Source organism: Tistlia consotensis USBA 355 (genome assembly GCF_900177295.1).
Lineage (GTDB): Bacteria > Pseudomonadota > Alphaproteobacteria > Kiloniellales > DSM-21159 > Tistlia > Tistlia consotensis.
In genome coordinates this window covers 417,434-436,577 of the sequence record NZ_FWZX01000001.1, presented here as the reverse complement: position 1 = coordinate 436,577, position 19,144 = coordinate 417,434, and the positions used below count along the sequence as shown (strand labels likewise).

Below are 19,144 nucleotides of genomic sequence, written 5' to 3'. Positions count from 1 at the left end.
GCCGGCCGCCCCTCGCCGAGGGAGCTTAGGGACCGACAGATGCCCAACCTGACCCAGACCGTTGCCGCGCCGATCCGTCGCCTCGGACCGGCGCTCGTCGTCGTGGCCGCCGCCTGCCTGGCGACAGCCGCGCCGGCGGCGGCGCGCTCGGCGCCGGAGAGCTTCGCCGACCTGGTCGCGCCGCTGCTCGACACCGTCGTCAACGTGCAGACCTCGATCACCGCGCCGGACAACCAGTCCGACGGCCAGGGCCTCGGCGACGCCCTGCCCGACGGCATCCCCGACGAGCTCCAGGACCTGTTCCGCCAGTTCCTCGAGAAGCGCGGCCAGAAGGGCGGGCCCGGCGCCGAGCCGGCGCCGCGCCGGCGCGAGAACGCGCTCGGCTCCGGCTTCATCATCGACGCCGACGGCTACATCGTGACCAACAATCACGTCGTCGAGGGCGCGGACGAGATCTCGGTGCGCCTGACCGACAACACGATCCTGCCGGCGACCCTGGTCGGTGCCGACCAGGCCACCGACCTGGCCCTGCTCAAGGTCGAGGCGGGCCACAAGCTGCACGCGACCCGCTGGGGCGACTCCGACAAGCTGAGGATCGGCGACTGGGTCGTCGCCATCGGCAACCCCTTCGGCCTCGGCGGTACCGTGACGGCGGGCATCGTCTCGGCGCGCGGCCGCGAGATCGGCGGGCGCTACGACGACTACCTGCAGACCGACGCCGCGATCAACCGCGGCAACTCCGGCGGCCCGATGTTCAACACCGACGGCGAGGTCGTCGGCATCAACACGGCGATCTACTCGCCGACCGGCGGCTCGATCGGCATCGGCTTCGCCGTGCCTTCGGCGATGGCGCGCAGCGTCATCGACTCGCTGCGCCAGTACGGCGAGGTGCGCCGCGGCTGGCTCGGCGTGCGCATCCAGACCGTGACGCCCGAGCTGGCCGAGGGTCTGCGCCTGGGCTCGGCGCACGGCGCCCTGGTCGCCTCGGTGACGCCGGGCGGCCCGGCCCAGAAGGCGGGCATCGCCGGCGGCGACGTGATCGTCGAGTTCGACGGCCGCCCGGTCGGCGAGATGAGCGAGCTGCCGCGCATGGTCGCCCAGACGGCGATCGGCAAGACCGTGCCGGTCAAGGTCGTGCGCAAGGGCGAGGAGAAGACGATCCAGGTCCAGCTCGGCCGGCTCGACGAGGCGCAGATCGCCGCGGCCGAGTCCGGGCAGCCGGCGCCCGAGGCGCCGGGCAGCGCCGACCTCAAGGACCTCGGCCTCGGCCTTGCCACGCTGACCGACGACCTGCGCCAGAAATACAGCCTGGAGCAGGACCTGGACGGCGTGCTGGTGACCGAGGTCAAGCCCGACAGCCCGGCCGACGAGCGCGGTCTGCGCCAGGGCGACGTGATCCTGGAGGTCAACCAGAACCCGGTCGCCGAGCCGGCCGACGTCGCCAAGGAGCTGGAGGCCACGCGCAAGGAGGGCCGCAGCACCGCGACCCTGCTGATCCAGCGCGGCGGCGAGCGCCAGTGGGTGCCGCTGAAGGTCCAGAAGAAGGGCTGAAGGACGCCCGGCGGGGAGCGCTGAGGGCCGGCCCGGCGGCGGGCCCTCGGTCGCTGGCCCTGGTCAGTTGCCGGCGCTGACGAACTCGTCGCGCCGGTAGCCCTGCAGGTAGAGCAGGCCGGTCAGGTCGGCGTGGTCGAGGCGGAAGGGCGCCGCGGCGCGCACCACCGGCTTGGCGCGATAGGCGACGCCCAGCCCGGCGGCGCGCAGCATGGCGAGGTCGTTGGCGCCGTCGCCGACGGCGCAGGCGGCGTCGGCGGCCAGGCCCCGCGCCGCGAGCAGCTCGTTCAGCGTCTGCAGCTTGGCTTCGCGCCCGAGGATCGGCCCGAGCGTGCGGCCGCTGAGCCGGCCCTGCTCGATCTCCAGGCTGTTGGCCCGGCAGTGGTCGAAGCCGAGCGCCGCGGCGATCGGCTCGGCGAAGTAGCGGAAGCCGCCCGAGACGAGCGCGGTCTCGGCGCCGCCGGCCTTCATCGTGCCGATCAGCTCGGTGGCCCCGGGATTCAGCGTGATCGCCGCGGCGGCCGCCTCCAGGGTCGCGAGCTCGAGGCCGGCGAGGCGGGCGACGCGCTCGGCCAGCGCCTCCTCGAAGTCGAGCTCGCCGCGCATCGCCCGCTCGGTGATCGCCGAGATCTCGGCGCGCAGGTTCAGCCGCTCGGCCAGCTCGTCGAGCATCTCCTGGGCGATGATCGTCGATTCCATGTCGGCGACCAGCAGCCGCTTGCGCCGCCCGGCCAGCGGCTGGGCGCCGAGGTCGATCGGCCGGCCGTCGAAGGCGACGCGCAGCGCGGTCTCGGCGGCCTCGGGCGCCAGTCCCGCGAAGGCCAGGTCGCAGGCGATGCCCGGCGCCAGCCAGTCCGGGCGGCCCGGCTCGGCGCCGGCGCGGCCCAGGGTGCCCCGTGCCTCCTCGACCTCGGCGTCGGAGATCGGCGTGCCCAGGGGATCGGCGAGCAGGGTGACGACAAAGCTCATGGCGCCGTCCTATAGAGGGCCGGCCATGACTGCTTCAAGCGACAATCGGGCAGGCGCCCCGCCCGCGGCCGGGCGGCCGATCCGACCGGCGGTGATCGTCGCGGGGCCGACCGCCAGCGGCAAGTCCGGCCTGGCCCTGGCCGTCGCCGAGGCCTTCGCCGGCACGGTGATTAACGCCGACGCCCTGCAGGTCTACCGCGAGCTGGAGATCCTGACTGCCCGGCCCGGCCCGGCCGAGCTGGCACGCGCGCCGCACCGGCTCTACGGCGTGCTGCCGGCCGCCGAGCGCTGCTCGGCCGGGCGCTGGCGCGACCTCGCGCTCGCGGCCATGGACGAGGCCGCCGCGGCCGGCCGGCTGCCGGTCCTGGTCGGCGGCACGGGGCTCTACCTCAAGGCCCTGCAGCAGGGCATCGCGCCGGTGCCGCCGGTGCCGCCGACAGTCCGTGCGGCGGCGGCGGCGCGCTGGGAGGCGCTCGGCCCGGCCGGCTTCCGCGCCGAGCTGCTGGCGCGCGATCCGGCGAGCGCGAAGCTGCATCCCAACGACCGGCAGCGCCAGCTGCGCGCCTGGGAGGTCCTGGAGGCGACCGGCCGGCCGCTCGCCGACTGGCAGCGCGAGGACTGGCAGCGCGAGGACGGGCAGCGCGGGGCGGGGGCCGTGCCGCCCTGGCGCTTCTGCAGCCTCGTGCTGCTGCCGGAGCGCGGCCCGCTCAACGCGGCGATCGACGCGCGCTTCGCCGCCATGGTCGAGGCCGGCGCGCTCGACGAGGTCGCGGCGCTGCTCGCCCAGGGGCTCGATCCGGCGCTGCCGGCCATGAAGGCGGTCGGCTTGCCGGAGCTGGCGGCGCACCTGCGCGGCGAGACGAGCCTCGCCGCGGCGGTCGCGGCCGGGCAGACGGCGACGCGCCGCTACGCCAAGCGCCAGATCACCTGGCTGCGCGGCCAGATGCTGCCAGATCAAGGGGTTAGCGGCAAATTGGGACAGAAAACGACCCGGTTTGTCATCCCGTCGCAATTTTCGGAAAGCCGAATCGAGGAAATCTTTTCGAATCTTCGTCGCTTTCTGTTGACCGCACTGCAGCAAGAGGCTTAGGGTCCCGCCTCCCCACTGCGTCGCACGCGATGCGGTGCAGGGTAGCCTTTGCTCCGCCGCACGAAAGGACCGTCAGCCGCGGCGGGGTCAACCGACAGTTCGATGGACCGGAAAGCGATGAGCGCGACCACCCAGGAGCCGAAGACCGAGACGACCCCCGACCTGCCGAACGGCGCCGAGCTTCTGATCAAGGCGCTGGTCGAGCAGGGGGTCGAGGTCGTATTCGGCTATCCGGGCGGCGCCGTGCTGCCGATCTACGACGCGCTGTTCCAGCAGAACGCGCTGCGCCACATCCTGGTCCGCCATGAGCAGGCCGCGGTCCATGCCGCCGAGGGCTACGCGCGCTCGACCGGCAAGGTCGGCGTCGTGCTGGTGACCTCCGGGCCGGGCGCGACCAACGCCGTGACCGGCCTGACCGACGCCCTGATGGACTCGATCCCCGTGGTCTGCCTGACCGGCCAGGTGCCGACCCATCTGATCGGCAACGACGCCTTCCAGGAGGCCGACACGACCGGCATCACCCGGCCCTGCACCAAGCACAACTACCTGGTGAAGTCGGTCGCCGACCTGCCGCGCACCGTCCACGAGGCCTTCTACGTGGCGGCCAACGGGCGCCCCGGGCCGGTCGTCATCGACCTGCCGAAGGACGTGCTGCAGGCCAAGGGGGCCTACCTCTCGAAGGAGTCGGTCAGCCACCGCAGCTACCGGCCGCAGACCGAGCCCGACCCGCTGGCGGTCGAGAAGGCAGTCGATATCCTGGCCCGCGCCAAGCGGCCGATCGTCTACGCCGGCGGCGGCGTCATCAACTCCGGGCCCTCGGCCTGCGAGGCGCTGCGCCAGTTCGTGCGCATGACCGGCGCGCCGATCACCAATACCCTGATGGGCCTGGGCGGCTATCCCGGCACGGACCCGCAGTTCCTCGGCATGCTCGGCATGCACGGCACCTACGAGGCCAACCTGGCCATGTACAGCGCCGACGTCATGCTCTGCGTCGGCGCCCGCTTCGACGACCGCGTGACCGGGCGGCTCAGCGACTTCTCGCCGGGCTCGACCAAGATCCACATCGACATCGACCCCTCCTCGATCAACAAGAACGTCATGGTCGACCTGCCGGTGATCGGCGACGTTGGCACGACGCTGGAGGCGATCAACCGCCTGTGGCGCAAGCGCAGCCTGTCGCTCGACAAGAAGGCGCTCGAGGGCTGGTGGCAGCAGATCGAGCAGTGGCGCAGCCGGGACTGCCTGGCCTTCACCCAGGCCGGCGACGTCATCAAGCCGCAGCACGCGATCCGCCGGCTCTACGAGATGACCCGCGGGCGCGACCTCTACATCACCACCGAGGTCGGCCAGCACCAGATGTGGGCGGCGCAGTACTTCAAGTTCGACGAGCCGAACCGCTGGATGACCTCGGGCGGCCTCGGCACCATGGGCTACGGCCTGCCGGCGGCGCTCGGCGTGCAGGTCGCCCATCCCGAGAGCCTGGTCATCGACGTCGCCGGCGAGGCCTCGATCCTGATGAACATCCAGGAGCTCTCGACGCTGGCCCAGTACAAGCTCCCGGTGAAGACCTTCGTCGTCAACAATCAGTGGATGGGCATGGTCCGGCAGTGGCAGGAGCTGCTGCACGGCAAGCGCTATTCCGAGAGCTACTCGGACTCCCTGCCCGACTTCGTCAAGCTGGCCGATGCCTTCGGTGCCCACGGCATCCGGGTGACCAAGGCGAGCCAGCTCGAGGCCGCGATCCAGGAGATGCTCGACACGCCGGGGCCGGTGATCGTCGACTGCTGCGTCGCCCAGGACGAGAACTGCTTCCCGATGATCCCCTCGGGCGCGGCGCACTACGAGATGCTGCTCGGGCCGAACGATCAGGCCGCCAAGCCGATCTCCGAGGAGGGCATGGTCCTCGTATGACCGCCTGCCCGTGACGGGGGCGGCCCCTGCCGCCTCCAGGGCAGCCTTCCGGCCCCTGCCTCGGCAACAAGACCATAAGAACGAAAGATCGTCCCATGCCCTCGAGCATCCAACCGAGCGTCTACGGCGCCGCGATCGGCGAGCCGCAGATCGAGAAGCGCACCATCGCCGTGCTGGTCGACAACGAGCCGGGCGTCCTGGCCCGGGTCATCGGCCTGTTCTCCGGCCGCGGCTACAACATCGAGAGCCTGACCGTCAGCGAGGTCGACCAGGAGAACCGGCTCAGCCGCATCACCGTGGTGACCAGCGGCACGCCGCAGATCCTGGAGCAGATCAAGGCCCAGCTCGACCGCCTGGTGCCGGTGCACCGGGTCCGCGACCTGACCATGGCCGGCGGCTTCGTCGAGCGCGAGCTGGCCCTGGTCAAGGTCGCCGGCACCGGCGAGAAGCGCGTCGAGGCGCTGCGCATCGCCGACATCTTCAAGGCCGAGGTGGTCGACGCGGGGCTCGACTATTTCGTCTTCCAGATCCAGCACCGCAGCGACAAGGTCGACCGCTTCATCGAGCTGATGCGGCCGCTCGGCCTGGTCGAGCTGGCGCGGACCGGCGTCGTCGCCATCCTGCGCGGCGCCAAGGGGCTCTAGGAATGGCGGCGCGAATGGCGGCTTTGCCGCCAGCGTCGTTGCGCCGATGACCCGCGGCGGCTAGAACGCCGCCGAACTTTTCCTGCGCGGGACGGGCTCGCGCGGCAATGAATTGACCGATCGACGGAAGGAAACGAAAGCGATGCGCGTTTATTACGATCGCGATGCCGACGCGAACCTGATCAAGGGCAAGAAGGTCGTCATCGTCGGCTACGGCAGCCAGGGCCACGCCCACGCCATGAACCTCCGGGACAGCGGAGTCACCGAGGTCGCGATCGCGCTGCGCGAGGGCTCGGCGACCCGCAAGAAGGCGGAGAACGCCGGCTTCAAGGTCATGACGCCGGCCGAGGGCGCGAAGTGGGGCGACGTCATCATGATGCTGACCCCCGACGAGCTGCAGGCCGACATCTACAAGGACGACCTGGCGCCGAACATGAAGGAGGGCGCCGCCCTGACCTTCGCCCACGGCCTCAACGTCCACTTCAACCTGATCGAGCCGCGGCCGGACATCGACGTCTTCATGATCGCGCCGAAGGGCCCGGGCCATACGGTGCGCAGCGAGTACCTGCGCGGCGGCGGCGTGCCCTGCCTGATCGCGGTCGCCCAGGACGCCTCGGGCAACGCCCACGAGCTCGGCCTCAGCTACGCGGCGGCGATCGGCGGCGCGCGCGCCGGCGTCATCGAGACGACCTTCAAGGAGGAGTGCGAGACCGACCTGTTCGGCGAGCAGGTCGTGCTGTGCGGTGGCCTCTGCGAGCTGATCACCGCCGGCTTCGAGACGCTGGTCGAGGCCGGCTACGCCCCGGAGATGGCCTACTTCGAGTGCCTGCACGAGGTGAAGCTGATCGTCGACCTGATGTACGAGGGCGGCATGGCGACGATGCGCTACTCGATCTCCAACACCGCGGAGTACGGCGACTACACCCGCGGCCCCCGGATCATCACCGAGGAGACGCGCGCCGAGATGAAGCGCGTGCTGGCCGATATCCAGGAAGGCCGCTTCGCCCGCGACTGGGTGCTGGAGTGCAAGGCCGGCCAGCCCTCGTTCAAGGCGATGCGTCGGCGCAATGCCGAGCACCAGATCGAGGAGGTCGGCGCCAAGCTGCGCGCCATGATGCCCTGGATCTCCGAGAAGGCGCTGGTCGACAAGACCAAGAACTGAGGCCTCGCGGCCTCGACGGGACGGCGGCCGGCTCCTCGCGGGGCCGGCCGCTTTCCGTTCCGGGCCATGCTTCGACCGGCGCCGAGGCATCGGCGGGCCGCCTGCGCTATCCTGGGCTTTCCGGGCGAGGCACGCGGCACGGGTTGCGCTGCCACGCCCCTCGACAGGCTCGGGACGAAGCAGGCTACGAGCTTTCTCCTGCAGTCGCTTCGTCCCGAGCCTGTCGAGGGGCGTGTGAGCCCTGCCGCCGCCCTCGCGCCGACCGATCCGACGAAGGAGCTTCGCCATGGTGACAGTCGCCCGCGCCGCCGCGACGGCGGCCCTGCTCGGCGATCCGAGCCGCCTCGCCATGCTGACCGCGACCCTCGACGGCCGGGCCCTGACCGCCGGCGAGCTGGCCCGGGTCGCCGGGGTCACGCCGCAGACCGCGAGCGGCCATCTCGCCCAGCTCACCGGCGCCGGCCTGCTGCGGGTCCTCCAGCAGGGCCGGCACCGCTACTACCGCCTGGCCTCGGCCGAGGTCGCTCAGCTGCTCGAGAGTCTGATGCAGGCGACCGCCGGCACCCTGCCCGAGGTGCGGGTGCCGCCGACCGGCCCGAAGGATGCCGAGCTGCGCTTCGCACGGACCTGCTACGACCACCTGGCCGGCCGGCTCGGCGTCGGGCTCGCCGACGCGCTGGTCGAGCGCGGCTGCCTGGAGCTGTCGCCCGACGGCGGCGCCCTGACGCCGGCCGGCGAGGCCTTTCTCGACGAGCTCGGCGTCGAGGCGCGAGCAGGGGGCGGCACGCCCTTCTGCCGGCCCTGCCTGGACTGGAGCGAGCGGCGCTTCCATCTGGCCGGCGCGCTCGGCCGCGGCCTGCAGCGCCGCCTGCTCGAGCTCGGCTGGATCCGCAAGGCAGAGGGCAGCCGGGCGATCCTGGTGACGCGGCCCGGCGAGCTGGCCCTGCGCCGCCGGTTCGGCCTGCGCCTCGACGAGGCCCGCGCCGCCTGAGCGGCGGCGTCACAGCCGGGCCGCCCGAGCGTCCTCCCGGGGGAATCATGCGGGAGCTTCGCGAGCCGCCGTGGCCGATACCTACTCGAAACTGTTCCAGACCTATCGGACGCTCTATGGCAACACCTCGAACGGCTTCCATCCGGCCGAGGTGCAGCAGAGCATCGGCCAGGCGCTCGACGCCTTCGGCGGGCTCACGCAGCAGGCCGACGCCACCGCGCCGGGCAGCGCCGCCTCGGGGGTGCTGCTGCAGCTCCAGGCAGCGCAGGGCTCGCTCGCCAGCCTGCTGCAGACCGCCAAGCAGCGCGACCAGACGAAGATCCAGAACGCCGCCGCCGTCGACCAGGCGAACTTCCGCCGCCTCGCCGAGCGGCAGGAGGCGGCGGACGCCGAGCTGCTGACCAACGTCACCTCGCTGGTCGGGACGATCTGGACGGCGCTGTCGCCCCAGGGCGGGCAGGCGCCTTCGGGAGACCGGGCCCAGACGGGCAGCGGCCAGACCGGGAGTGGCCAGACCGGGAGCGGCCAGACGGGCGGCACCACGGGCTCCGGGACCGGCGGCGGCCAGTCGCAGGCCGGCTGGACCGAGCCGGTCTCGGAAGAGACGGCGCAGGAGCTCGAGGACCTCAGCGGCGTCGACCGCCCGGAGGACGAGGCCTGATGACCATCGGCTCCATCGAATCCTTCGGCGCGTTCCGCAAGGCCGCCTTCGACTACCTGACCGGCGCCGGGCCGCTCAATCCCCAGGCCAACGTCGCGCAGCTGTACAACCGCTATTCGACCTACGATCCGCTGGGGCTGCCGGCGAAGGCCGCCCTGGTCAACGCGCCGCTGTACCAGGCGCTGGTCGCCTTCATCGACGCGGCCGGCACCCGCATCGTGCGGGTGCAGTCCGACCGCTGGAGCGTCCTCGACAAGGCCACGGCCCGGGCCGCCTACCTGCAGCGGGCCGCCGGCAACAACGTCGCGCTGTCGAACCAGGCGAGCCGGGCGAGGACCAGCTATCTGCACGTCTATCCGACGGGCACGACCAATCCGAGCGCGAACAGGGTGCAGTTCGCCGAGGGTCGGGCGACCGACAACGACTGGCGCATCGGCATCAACGTCAAGCCGGCGGACATTGCCACGGCCGCGCAGCGGCTGCTGCCGCTGATGGACGGTGTCAGCCAGATCAATCACATGAAGTTCACCGCGCCCGGCGCGGCGGGCAAGCCGGACTCGGTGATCGTCTACCTGCGGCGCGACGTCTCCTATCCCCTGATCAGGAGCGCCGTCCAGGGCGCGCTCGGCGGCATCGTCCTGCAGGGCAGCTTCTCGCCGATGTGGAACGAGGTCGCCGACGGCTTCGCCGAGGCGGCCGAGCCGCCGGAGGGTGGCGGCAGCTTCGGCAACTATCGCTCCACCCTGGCCTTCCTGGCCTGGGACATCGCGAGCGATTTCGGCAGCGCCGCACCGCCCCGCGGCGACTACTACGCGGTGCTGCGCGAGGTCTTCCGGGACTTCGGCATCCCGCCCAACGCCCCCCAGGAGCAGGAGCCGGTCGGCACGGCGCCGGGCTGGGCGAACCTGCAGAAGCTGTTCTTCCAGATCTCGGCGCGGGTCGACGGCCAGCCGCTCGACGCCTATGCCGGGCGGACGCTGGCCAACCGCTGACCCGGCCGTCGGCCGAAACCTCTTGTTTACCGCGCCGCGCGCAGTATATCGTCCTGCGACTTCCGGCCTGGGCCGTCAAAGACGAGAGCCATGATCGATCGGATCGACAGCGCGGTGATTGCGGACCGGGGCATTTCCCCGGCGCTGCCGCTCGCTCTCCTCGGCCTGCCGGCGGGGGCCCTCCTCCTTATCTGCCCCTGAGCGCTTCAGCCGCCGCGGCGGCAAGCGTTCGGGGGACTTCGGCCAGCGACAGCGGCCCCTTCAGCCATTTCCAGAAATGCCCGGGTACCGGCGGTACGACGGGCTGAAGGACCGGAGGGTTCCAGGACCATGACCAGCGACAAGCAGACGGCCGGCGTTGCGGCCGAGAACCACGTCAAGATCTTCGACACCACCCTGCGCGACGGCGAGCAGTCGCCGGGCTGCTCGATGAACCTGGAGGAGAAGATCCAGGTCGCCGAGATGCTCGAGGCGATGGGCGTCGACATCATCGAGGCCGGCTTCCCGATCGCCTCGAACGGCGACTTCGAGGCCGTGCGCGAGGTCGCCGCCCGCGTCAAGAACAGCCGGGTCGCCGGCCTGGCGCGCGCCACCCAGAAGGACATCGACCGTGCCTGGGAGGCCCTGAAGGGCGCCGAGGCGGCGCGCATCCACACCTTCCTCTCGACCAGCCCGCTGCACATGAAGTTCAAGCTGCAGATGGAGCCGGAGGCGGTGCACCAGGCGGTCATCGACAGCGTCTCCTACGCCCGCAAGCTCTGCGAGGACGTCGAGTGGTCGCCCGAGGACGGCACGCGCACCGAGCACGACTTCCTGTGCCGCTGCGTCGAGAGCGCGATCAAGGCCGGCGCGCGCACGATCAACATCCCCGACACGGTCGGCTACACCGTGCCCGAGGAGTTCCACGCGCTCATCGCCATGCTGATGAACCGCGTGCCGAACATCGACCAGGCGACGATCTCGGTGCACTGCCACAACGACCTGGGCCTGGCCGTCGCCAACTCCCTGGCCGCGGTGCGCGCCGGCGCCCGGCAGATCGAGTGCACGATCAACGGCATCGGCGAGCGCGCCGGCAACTGCGCCATGGAGGAGGTCGTCATGGCGCTGCGCACGCGCCACGACGTGCTGCCCTACGATACCCGGATCGACACGCGGAAGATCACGCCGGCCTCGCGCCTGGTCTCGACCATCACCGGCTTCTCGGTGCAGCCGAACAAGGCGATCGTCGGCGCCAACGCCTTCGCCCACGAGTCCGGCATCCACCAGGACGGCATGCTGAAGAACGCCCAGACCTACGAGATCATGACGCCGGAATCGGTCGGCCTGACCCGCTCGACCCTGGTCATGGGCAAGCACTCCGGCCGCCACGCCTTCAAGAGCAAGCTGGAGGAGCTGGGCTTCCGGCTGTCGGACAACCAGCTGCAGGACGCCTTCGTGCGCTTCAAGGAGCTGGCCGACCGCAAGAAGGACGTCTTCGACGAGGACATCGTCGCCCTGGTCGACGACGCCGTGGTGCGCCACAACGACCACATCCGCTTCGTCGAGATGAGCGTCGTCTGCGGCTCCAAGGGCCCGCAGAGCGCCGAGCTGACCCTCGAGGTCGAAGGCCAGCGCAAGACCGCCAGGGCCGAGGGCAACGGCCCGGTCGACGCGGCCTTCGAGGCGATCCGCGCCATCGTGCCGCACGAGGCGAAGCTGATGCTCTACCAGGTCCATGCCGTGACCGGCGGCACCGACGCCCAGGCCGAGGTGACCGTGCGCCTGGAGGAGCAGGGCAAGACCGTCAACGGCCAGGGCGCCGACCACGACACCATCGTCGCCTCGGTGCGTGCCTACGTGAACGGCCTCAACAGGATGATGGTCAAGCGCGAGAAGACCGCGCCGCCGGTCCAGGCCGCCGAGTAGGCGGCTCCGCAGACACGGCGGCCGAAGCGACGGCCCGATCGGACGGCCCCGCCCCCCTGGCGGGGCCGTCGCGCTTTCGCCGCCTTGATTCCGCCCGGAGCGCTTGTCAGGCTCGCGGGCGGGCAGGAAGCATCCCGGGGGGCAACCGAGGGAGGTCGCGATGGCCGTCCGCACCGCTCTGACCGAACGCCTGGGTCTCGAGCTGCCGATCGTCCAGGCGCCGATGGCCGGCGTCGCGACGCCGGCCCTGGCTGCCGCCGTGTCGAACGCCGGGGGCCTCGGCTCGCTTGGCTCTGCGACGCTGGACGCCGAGGCGCTGGCCGGGCAGATCGCCGAGGCCGGGTCGCTGACGCAGCGCCCGTTCAACGTCAACTTCTTCTGCCACGAGCGCCCGCAGGACGACCAGGCGCGCACCGCGGCCTTCCGGGCCCGCCTCGCCGGCTACTACGCCGAGGAGAACCTGGCGGCGGTCCCCGATCCGGGCGAGAGCTACCTGCCGTTCGACGAGGCCCGCCTCGCCGTCGTGCTCGAGGCCCGGCCGGCCGTCGTCTCCTTCCACTTCGGCCTGCCGCGCGCCGAGTGGCTGGCGACGATCAGGGAGGCCGGCTGCCTGACCCTCGCCACTGCGACCACGGTCGAGGAGGCGCGCGCGCTGGAGGCCGCCGGCATCGAGGTGATCGTCGCCCAGGGCTGGGAGGCCGGCGGCCATCGCGGCACCTTCAGGACGCCCTTCGAGCGGGCCCAGGTCGGCACGCTGGCCCTGGTGCCCCAGGTGGTCGACGCGGTCGCCTGCCCGGTGGTCGCCGCCGGCGGCATCGGCGACGGCCGCGGCATCGCGGCGGTGCTGACCCTCGGGGCCGCGGCGGCGCAGCTCGGCACGAGCTTCGTGGCGGCCGCCGAGTCGGCGGCGCCGGCGCTCTACCGCGCGGCGCTCGCCGGGGCCGGCGAGGCGGACACCCGCGTCACCCGCCTGTTCACCGGCCGCCCGGCGCGCGCCCTGGTCGCGCGCTACGTCGCCGAGATGACGCCGCACGAGACCGAGGTGCCCGACTATCCGCTGCCCGGGCCGATGGTCCGGCCGCTGACCGAGGCCGGCCTGAAGCGCGGCGTGCCCGACTTCCATCCGCTCTGGTCGGGACAGGCCGCGCGCCTGGCCCGCGCCGAGCCGGCGGCGGCGATCGTCGCGCGCCTGGGGCGAGAGACGGAGGCGGCGCTCCATCGCAGATGACCGGTGCGGGTCGTCGGCGACGGCCGGGGCGGCCTTAGCATCGCGTTAACCATCGTCTTCCTACGATGCCCGCCTTGCATTCCCGGCGGCAGCGCGCTATGCGCTTTGCCGGGTCGGCGACGCGGCGAATCGGGGCATGGCCGGCGTCTCTTCACCCCTACGGAAGGCGAAACGACCACATGCTGTCCAAGATGCTCGGCATCCTTTCCGCCGACATGGCTATCGACCTCGGCACCGCGAACACCCTCGTCTACGTCAAGGGACGGGGCATCGTGCTCAACGAGCCTTCGGTCGTGGCCATCGCCGACGTCAAGGGCAAGAAGCAGGTCCTGGCCGTCGGCGACGAGGCCAAGATGATGCTCGGCCGCACGCCCGGGAACATCCAGGCGATCCGGCCCCTGCGCGACGGCGTCATCGCCGACTTCGAGGTCGCGGAGGAGATGATCAAGCATTTCATCCGCAAGGTGCACAACCGGCGCTCCTTCGCCTCGCCCCAGGTCATCGTCTGCGTGCCCTCCGGCTCGACCGCCGTCGAGCGCCGCGCGATCCAGGAATCGGCCGAGGCCGCGGGCGCGCGCCGGGTCTTCCTGATCGAGGAGCCGATGGCCGCGGCGATCGGCGCCGGCCTGCCGGTGACCGAGCCGACCGGCTCGATGGTCGTCGACATCGGCGGCGGCACGACCGAGGTCGCGGTGCTGTCGCTCGGCGGCATCGTCTACTCGCGCTCGGTGCGCGTCGGCGGCGACAAGATGGACGAGGCGATCATCGCCTACATCCGCCGCAACCATAACCTCCTGGTCGGCGAGGGCTCGGCCGAGCGCATCAAGAAGCAGATCGGCTCGGCCTGCCCGCCCGAGGACGGCGACGGCGCGACCATGGAGATCAAGGGCCGCGACCTGATGAACGGCGTGCCCAAGGAGCTGGTGATCTCCGAGCGGCAGATCGCCGAGGCCCTGGCCGAGCCGGTCTCGGCGATCGTCGAGGCGGTCAAGGTCGCGCTCGAGCACACTGCGCCGGAGCTCGCCGCCGACATCGTCGACAAGGGCATCGTGCTGACCGGCGGCGGCGCCATGCTGGGCAACCTCGACTTCGTGCTGCGCGCGGCGACCGGCCTGCCGGTCTCGCTGGCCGAGGATCCGCTGTCCTGCGTCGCCCTCGGCACCGGCCGCTGCCTGGAGGAGATGCGCACTTTGAGAAACGTGCTGATTTCGACGTACTAAGTGCTTAACTCCTTCTTTATTTTGTTGTGGCGATCCTCTAGGTTCGAAGTGAACCCCAAGATTTGGCCTCTCGGGTCGGAGGCCGTGGGAGGACCGCGTTGAATAAACGCACCGGAAAGGTCGTTCGACTGGCCACGCCGCTCAAGGCCTGGACCCAGCGTTTCGCCTTTCTGCTGCTGGTCGGCGCGGCCTTCGGGCTGATGCTGCTCGGCAAGATCGACACCGTGCTGATCGAGCGCGCCCGCACCCAGCTGGCCGACGCCATGGCGCCGCTGCTCGACGCCGCCTCGGAGCCGGTCGCGACGGTCAACGGCACGCTGGAGGACATGCGGGATCTCGCGCGCATGCGCGAGGTCAACGCCATGCTGCGCGCCGAGAACCAGCGGCTGCTCGACTGGCGCCGCTCGGCGATCGCCCTCGCGGCCCAGAACGCCGCCCTGCGCGACCTGATGAAGCTGGCGCCCGACGCCGAGCAGCGCTACGTCACCGCACGCGTCGTCGCGGATCAGGGCAACGCCTTCGTACGCTCCGTACTGGTCGCGGTCGGCAAGTCCGCCGGCGTCGACAAGGGCCAGGCGGCGCTGACCGGCAGCGGCCTCGCCGGGCGGGTCGTCGAGGTCGGCGACAAGATCTCGCGGATCCTGCTGATCACCGACATCAACAGCCGCATCCCGGTCGCGGTCGGGGCAGCCGGCGACAAGGCGATCCTGGCCGGCGACAACTCGCCGAAGCCGAGCCTGATGTACCTGCTGCCGAACAGCTCGGTGAAGGTCGGCGACCGCGTCGTGACCTCCGGCAACGGCGGCCTGTTCCCGCCGGGCCTGCCGGTCGGCGAGGTGACCGAGGTCGCGGACGGCTCCGTACGCGTGCGCCCCTACGTCGACTGGGAGCACCTCGACTACCTGCGGCTGGTCGGCTACGACCTGCCCGGCCTGATCGCGGACTTCATCGGAAAGCCGGCGACGGCCCGCTGAGCGGAGAGGTCTCTTGCAGCCCAATCTCTGGCAGCGTCTCGACATCCTGGCGCGGGCCCTGACGCCGTTGGCGCTGACCGTCCTGCTGCTGCTGTTCAGCCTGACGCCGCTGCGCTCGCCCTACCTGGCGCCGGTCATGCCCTCGATCGCGCTGATCGCGGTCTACTACTGGAGCGTCTTCCGGCCCGACCTGATGCCGAGCGGCGCGGTCTTCCTGATCGGCCTGCTGCACGACCTGATCGGCGGCGGCCCCTTCGGCATCGGCATCCTGGCGCTGCTGATGGTGCAGGCCGCGGTCGGCGCCCAGCGCAAGTTCTTCGCGACCGCCGGCTTCCCGCTGCTCTGGCTCGGCTTCGCCGTGCTCTCCGCCGGGGCGCAGCTGCTGATCTGGATCTTCTCTTCTGCGCTCATCGGTCGCCTCGTCGATCCTTCGGCGGTCATGCTGCAATACGCCGTGACCTTGGCGATCTATCCCTGCCTGTTCTGGCTCTTCGGCCGCGCCCAGCAGCTGCTGCTGCGCGACGCCGAGCCGGTGCGCTGAGCGGGGCCGAGGGAGCCGGGACCGATGGGCGAGCGCCGCAACGAGGAGCAGGGCCGCTACCGCCGCTTCGCGCGGCGCGCCGTCATGCTGGGCGGCGGCCAGCTGCTGCTGCTCGGCGCCCTGGCCGGGCGCATGTACTACCTGCAGGTCGTCGAGGCCGAGAAGTACAAGCTGCTGGCCGAGGACAACCGGATCAACATCCGCCTGCTGCCGCCGCCGCGCGGCCGCATCGTCGACCGCTTCGGCACGCCGCTCGCGGTCAACCGGCAGAACTACCAGGTCCTGCTGGTCAGCGAGCAGGTCGCCGACCTGGACGACACGCTCGACCGGCTCGGGCAGATCGTCCCACTGACCGGCGACGACCGCGAGCGCATCCACCGCGAGATCAAGCGCAAGCGCAACTTCGTGCCGGTCACGGTCGAGGAGAACCTGACCTGGGAGCAGGTCAGCCGGGTCGAGGTCAACTCGCCGGACCTGCCCGGCGTCTCGATCGACGTCGGCGAGACCCGGCACTACCCCTTCGGCGACCGCCTGTCGCACATCGTCGGCTACGTCGCCGCGGTCTCCGAGAAGGAGCTGACCGGCGACCCGCTGCTCGAGCTGCCCGGCTTCCGGGTCGGCAAGAGCGGCGTCGAGAAGCTGCACGACGAGGACCTGCGCGGCACCGCCGGGACCAGCCAGATCGAGGTCAACGCCGTCGGCCGGATGATCAAGGAGCTGTCGCGCGAGGAGGGCCACGCCGGCCGCGAGGTCGTGCTGACCCTCGACAGCGGCCTGCAGGAGTTCGTCTTCAACCGGCTGAGCAACGAGCCCTCGGCCTCGGCGGCGGTGCTGGACGTCGAGACCGGCGAGATCCTCGCCATGGCCTCGGTGCCGAGCTACGACCCGCGGCCCTTCAACCTGGGGCTCAGCCAGCAGCAGTGGCAGGAGCTGGTCAACGACCCGCTGTCGCCGCTGTCCAACAAGGCGATCTCCGGGCTCTACGCGCCGGGCTCGACCTTCAAGGTGATGGTCGCCCTGGCGGCGCTCGAGGCCGGGGTCGGCGCCGACCACAAGGTCTTCTGCCCGGGCTTCATGGACCTCGGCAACCACCGCTTCCACTGCTGGAAGCGCGGCGGCCACGGCTCGCTCGACATGCAGGGCGCGATCCAGCACTCCTGCGACGTCTGGTTCTACGACACCGCCAAGCGCATCGGCATCGACCGCATCGCCGCCATGGCCAAGCGCTTCGGCCTGGGCGACACGGTCGGCGTCGACCTGCCGGGCGAGCGCGGCGGCACGATCCCGACCCGGGCCTGGAAGCTGGCCAACATCGGCACCCAGTGGCAGGGCGGCGAGACCCTGGTCAACGCGATCGGCCAGGGCTTCGTGCTGACCACGCCGCTGCAGCTCGGCGTCATGGTCGCGCGTCTCGCCGGCGGCAAGGCGGTGGTGCCCCACGTCACCCGCGGCCTGCGCGGCGGCGGCGCGCCCGACCAGCTGGTCAGCCTGCCGGCGCCCAAGCTCGACGTGCCCGAGGCGCATCTCGACATCGTCCGCGAGGCCATGGACATGGTGGTCAACTCGCCGCGCGGCACGGCGCACCGCTCGGCGATCGACCATCCGGGCTGGGAGATGGCCGGCAAGACCGGTACCAGCCAGGTCCGCCGCATCACCAAGGCCGAGCGCGAGGCCGGCGTGATCAAGAACGAGGACCTGCCCTGGCGGCGCCGCGACCACGGCCTGTTCATCTGCTTCGCGCCGGTCGACAAGCCGCGCTACGCCTGCTCGGTGGTCGTCGACCACGGCGGCGGCGGCTCCTCGGCGGCGGCGCCGATCGCCAAGGACATCATGACCGAGACCCAGCGCCGCGACCCGATCGGCAGCCGGCCCCTGCCGCTGGTCGCCCAGGTCGGACAGAACGAGGCCTAGCGCCGATGGCCGTGCTCGACGAGATGCACCTGAGGCGCAATCCGACCCTGACGGTCGGCCAGAAGTTCTGGTCGATCAACTGGGGCCTGGTGCTGCTGATCTGCCTGCTCTCCGGCTTCGGCCTGGCGATGCTCTACTCGGCGGCCAACGGCTCGTTCCAGCCCTGGGCCGGGCGCCAGGCGGTGCGCTTCCTGCTCGGCCTCTCGGTGATGTTCGGCTGCGCGCTGATCGACATCCGCTTCTGGTTCCGCTTCGCCTATCCGCTCTACATCCTCTCGCTGCTGCTGCTGGTCGCGGTCGAGATCATGGGCTCGATCGGCATGGGCGCGCAGCGCTGGATCGACCTCGGGGTCATCCAGCTGCAGCCCTCGGAGATCATGAAAGTCGCGCTGGTGCTGGCGCTGGCGCGCTACTTCCACGGCCTGACCGTGCAGGACGTCGGCCGGCCGCACTACCTGATCCCGCCGATCTTCATGGCCCTGGCGCCGGCCGCCCTGGTCATGCGCCAGCCCGACCTGGGCACCGCGATCATGCTGCTGATGGTCACCGGCGCGGTGTTCTTCGCCGCCGGCGTGCGCTGGTGGAAGTTCGCCATCGTGATCGCCCTGGTCGCCGGCGCGGTGCCGCTGGCCTGGAGCCACCTGCACGGCTACCAGCGCAACCGCGTGCTGACCTTCCTCAACCCCGAGAGCGACCCGCTCGGCGCCGGCTACCACATCATGCAGTCGAAGATCGCCCTGGGCTCCGGCGGCGTGCTCGGCAAGGGCTTCCTGCAGGGCTCGCAGAGCCACCTCAACTTCCTGCCCGAGAAGCAGACCGACTTCATCTTCACCATGCTGGCCGAGGAGCTCGGCATGGTCGGCGGCCTGCTGCTGCTGACCCTGTTCTTCCTGGTCTTCGTCTACGGCTTCGCGATCGCGCTGCGGAGCCGCAACCACTTCGGCCGGATCGTCGCGCTCGGCCTGACCATCAACCTCTTCCTCTATGTCTTCATCAACATCGCCATGGTCACCGGCCTGATCCCGGTGGTCGGCGTGCCGCTGCCGCTGGTCAGCTACGGCGGCACGGCGATGCTGGCGGTGCTGTTCTCGCTCGGCCTGGTGATCAGCGTCTCGGTCCACCGCGACGTCCGCATCCCGCGCCGCGGCCTGCGCGAGGAGGCCTGAGCCGGCGCCGTCCGGCGGGCGGCGGCGCGCCGCTCCGCCGCGCTGCATTTCCCCCTTCACAAAGCCGTCCCGCGTTGCTATCTACCCGGCTCCCGGCCGCCAGGACCCCGGCCGATCGCTTTGCGTGGGCGCATAGCTCAGTTGGTAGAGCAGCTGACTCTTAATCAGCGGGTCCAAGGTTCGAGTCCTTGTGCGCCCACCACTTCCTTCCATGACATAGCGCCGGCC

The 19,144-nt window shown here is 71.2% G+C and carries 16 protein-coding genes and 1 tRNA gene; 16 read left to right on the top strand and 1 reads right to left on the bottom strand.

Annotated features, from left to right (window positions below; all coding sequences use genetic code 11):
• The first annotated feature begins 39 nt into the window (after positions 1-39).
• Positions 40-1,551 (top strand): DegQ family serine endoprotease, encoded by a 1,512-nt coding sequence (locus B9O00_RS01990; protein ID WP_085120742.1) that lies wholly within the window; start codon positions 40-42, stop codon positions 1,549-1,551.
• Positions 1,552-1,614: 63 nt separating this feature from the next.
• On the opposite strand, the gene serB is transcribed toward B9O00_RS01990, so the two are convergent.
• Positions 1,615-2,520 carry a phosphoserine phosphatase SerB gene (serB, locus tag B9O00_RS01985; RefSeq protein ID WP_085120741.1) on the bottom strand — a complete coding sequence of 302 codons (906 nt, stop codon included), beginning with the start codon at positions 2,518-2,520 and terminating at the stop codon, positions 1,615-1,617.
• A gap of 25 nt (positions 2,521-2,545) precedes the next feature.
• On the opposite strand from serB, the gene miaA reads away from it, so the two are divergent.
• From miaA to B9O00_RS01910, 15 genes are all read left to right on the top strand, one after another.
• Positions 2,546-3,610: a tRNA (adenosine(37)-N6)-dimethylallyltransferase MiaA gene (miaA, locus tag B9O00_RS01980; protein WP_085120740.1), complete on the top strand. Its 1,065-nt coding sequence runs from the start codon at positions 2,546-2,548 to the stop codon at positions 3,608-3,610.
• A gap of 117 nt (positions 3,611-3,727) precedes the next feature.
• Entirely contained in the window at positions 3,728-5,521 is a 1,794-nt protein-coding gene (locus B9O00_RS01975; protein ID WP_218822764.1) for an acetolactate synthase 3 large subunit, read from the top strand.
• Between the two features lie 95 nt (positions 5,522-5,616).
• Positions 5,617-6,165, top strand: coding sequence for an acetolactate synthase small subunit (gene ilvN, locus B9O00_RS01970; RefSeq protein WP_085120738.1), 549 nt, complete (start codon positions 5,617-5,619; stop codon positions 6,163-6,165).
• A 112-nt stretch (positions 6,166-6,277) separates the two neighbouring features.
• A complete protein-coding gene (gene ilvC, locus B9O00_RS01965) occupies positions 6,278-7,327 on the top strand; it encodes a ketol-acid reductoisomerase (protein WP_268810736.1) in 1,050 nt (349 codons plus the stop codon).
• A 286-nt stretch (positions 7,328-7,613) separates the two neighbouring features.
• Positions 7,614-8,318, top strand: coding sequence for an ArsR/SmtB family transcription factor (locus B9O00_RS01960; protein WP_085120736.1), 705 nt, complete (start codon positions 7,614-7,616; stop codon positions 8,316-8,318).
• Between the two features lie 70 nt (positions 8,319-8,388).
• Positions 8,389-8,979, top strand: a complete 591-nt coding sequence (locus B9O00_RS01955) for a hypothetical protein (RefSeq protein WP_085120735.1) — start codon at positions 8,389-8,391, stop codon at positions 8,977-8,979.
• Entirely contained in the window at positions 8,979-9,971 is a 993-nt protein-coding gene (locus tag B9O00_RS01950) for a hypothetical protein (RefSeq protein ID WP_085120734.1), read from the top strand. Before B9O00_RS01955 ends, B9O00_RS01950 begins: the two co-directional genes overlap by 1 nt.
• Before the next feature lie 330 nt (positions 9,972-10,301).
• Entirely contained in the window at positions 10,302-11,876 is a 1,575-nt protein-coding gene (locus B9O00_RS01945; protein ID WP_085120733.1) for a 2-isopropylmalate synthase, read from the top strand.
• A gap of 160 nt (positions 11,877-12,036) precedes the next feature.
• Entirely contained in the window at positions 12,037-13,104 is a 1,068-nt protein-coding gene (locus tag B9O00_RS01940; protein WP_085120732.1) for an NAD(P)H-dependent flavin oxidoreductase, read from the top strand.
• A 179-nt stretch (positions 13,105-13,283) separates the two neighbouring features.
• Positions 13,284-14,324 carry a rod shape-determining protein gene (locus tag B9O00_RS01935; protein ID WP_085120731.1) on the top strand — a complete coding sequence of 347 codons (1,041 nt, stop codon included), beginning with the start codon at positions 13,284-13,286 and terminating at the stop codon, positions 14,322-14,324.
• 98 nt (positions 14,325-14,422) lie between these two features.
• The gene (gene mreC / locus B9O00_RS01930; RefSeq protein ID WP_085120730.1) at positions 14,423-15,298 is read left to right on the top strand and encodes a rod shape-determining protein MreC; all 876 of its coding nucleotides are present in this window, start codon (positions 14,423-14,425) and stop codon (positions 15,296-15,298) included.
• Between the two features lie 13 nt (positions 15,299-15,311).
• Positions 15,312-15,839: a rod shape-determining protein MreD gene (mreD, locus tag B9O00_RS01925; RefSeq protein WP_085120729.1), complete on the top strand. Its 528-nt coding sequence runs from the start codon at positions 15,312-15,314 to the stop codon at positions 15,837-15,839.
• A 24-nt stretch (positions 15,840-15,863) separates the two neighbouring features.
• The gene (gene mrdA / locus B9O00_RS01920; protein ID WP_085120728.1) at positions 15,864-17,750 is read left to right on the top strand and encodes a penicillin-binding protein 2; all 1,887 of its coding nucleotides are present in this window, start codon (positions 15,864-15,866) and stop codon (positions 17,748-17,750) included.
• A 5-nt stretch (positions 17,751-17,755) separates the two neighbouring features.
• Positions 17,756-18,916 (top strand): rod shape-determining protein RodA, encoded by a 1,161-nt coding sequence (gene rodA, locus B9O00_RS01915; protein ID WP_085120727.1) that lies wholly within the window; start codon positions 17,756-17,758, stop codon positions 18,914-18,916.
• 126 nt (positions 18,917-19,042) lie between these two features.
• Positions 19,043-19,118 (top strand) — tRNA-Lys (locus B9O00_RS01910).
• Positions 19,119-19,144: the final 26 nt, after the last annotated feature.

Coding starts and splice junctions, on each gene's coding strand:
- B9O00_RS01990 (WP_085120742.1), top strand. CDS start 40: ATGCCCAACCTGACCCAGACCGTTGCCGCGCCGATCCGTCGCCTCGGA.
- serB (WP_085120741.1), bottom strand. CDS start 2,520: ATGAGCTTTGTCGTCACCCTGCTCGCCGATCCCCTGGGCACGCCGATC.
- miaA (WP_085120740.1), top strand. CDS start 2,546: ATGACTGCTTCAAGCGACAATCGGGCAGGCGCCCCGCCCGCGGCCGGG.
- B9O00_RS01975 (WP_218822764.1), top strand. CDS start 3,728: ATGAGCGCGACCACCCAGGAGCCGAAGACCGAGACGACCCCCGACCTG.
- ilvN (WP_085120738.1), top strand. CDS start 5,617: ATGCCCTCGAGCATCCAACCGAGCGTCTACGGCGCCGCGATCGGCGAG.
- B9O00_RS01960 (WP_085120736.1), top strand. CDS start 7,614: ATGGTGACAGTCGCCCGCGCCGCCGCGACGGCGGCCCTGCTCGGCGAT.
- B9O00_RS01950 (WP_085120734.1), top strand. CDS start 8,979: ATGACCATCGGCTCCATCGAATCCTTCGGCGCGTTCCGCAAGGCCGCC.
- B9O00_RS01945 (WP_085120733.1), top strand. CDS start 10,302: ATGACCAGCGACAAGCAGACGGCCGGCGTTGCGGCCGAGAACCACGTC.
- B9O00_RS01940 (WP_085120732.1), top strand. CDS start 12,037: ATGGCCGTCCGCACCGCTCTGACCGAACGCCTGGGTCTCGAGCTGCCG.
- B9O00_RS01935 (WP_085120731.1), top strand. CDS start 13,284: ATGCTGTCCAAGATGCTCGGCATCCTTTCCGCCGACATGGCTATCGAC.
- mrdA (WP_085120728.1), top strand. CDS start 15,864: ATGGGCGAGCGCCGCAACGAGGAGCAGGGCCGCTACCGCCGCTTCGCG.
- rodA (WP_085120727.1), top strand. CDS start 17,756: ATGGCCGTGCTCGACGAGATGCACCTGAGGCGCAATCCGACCCTGACG.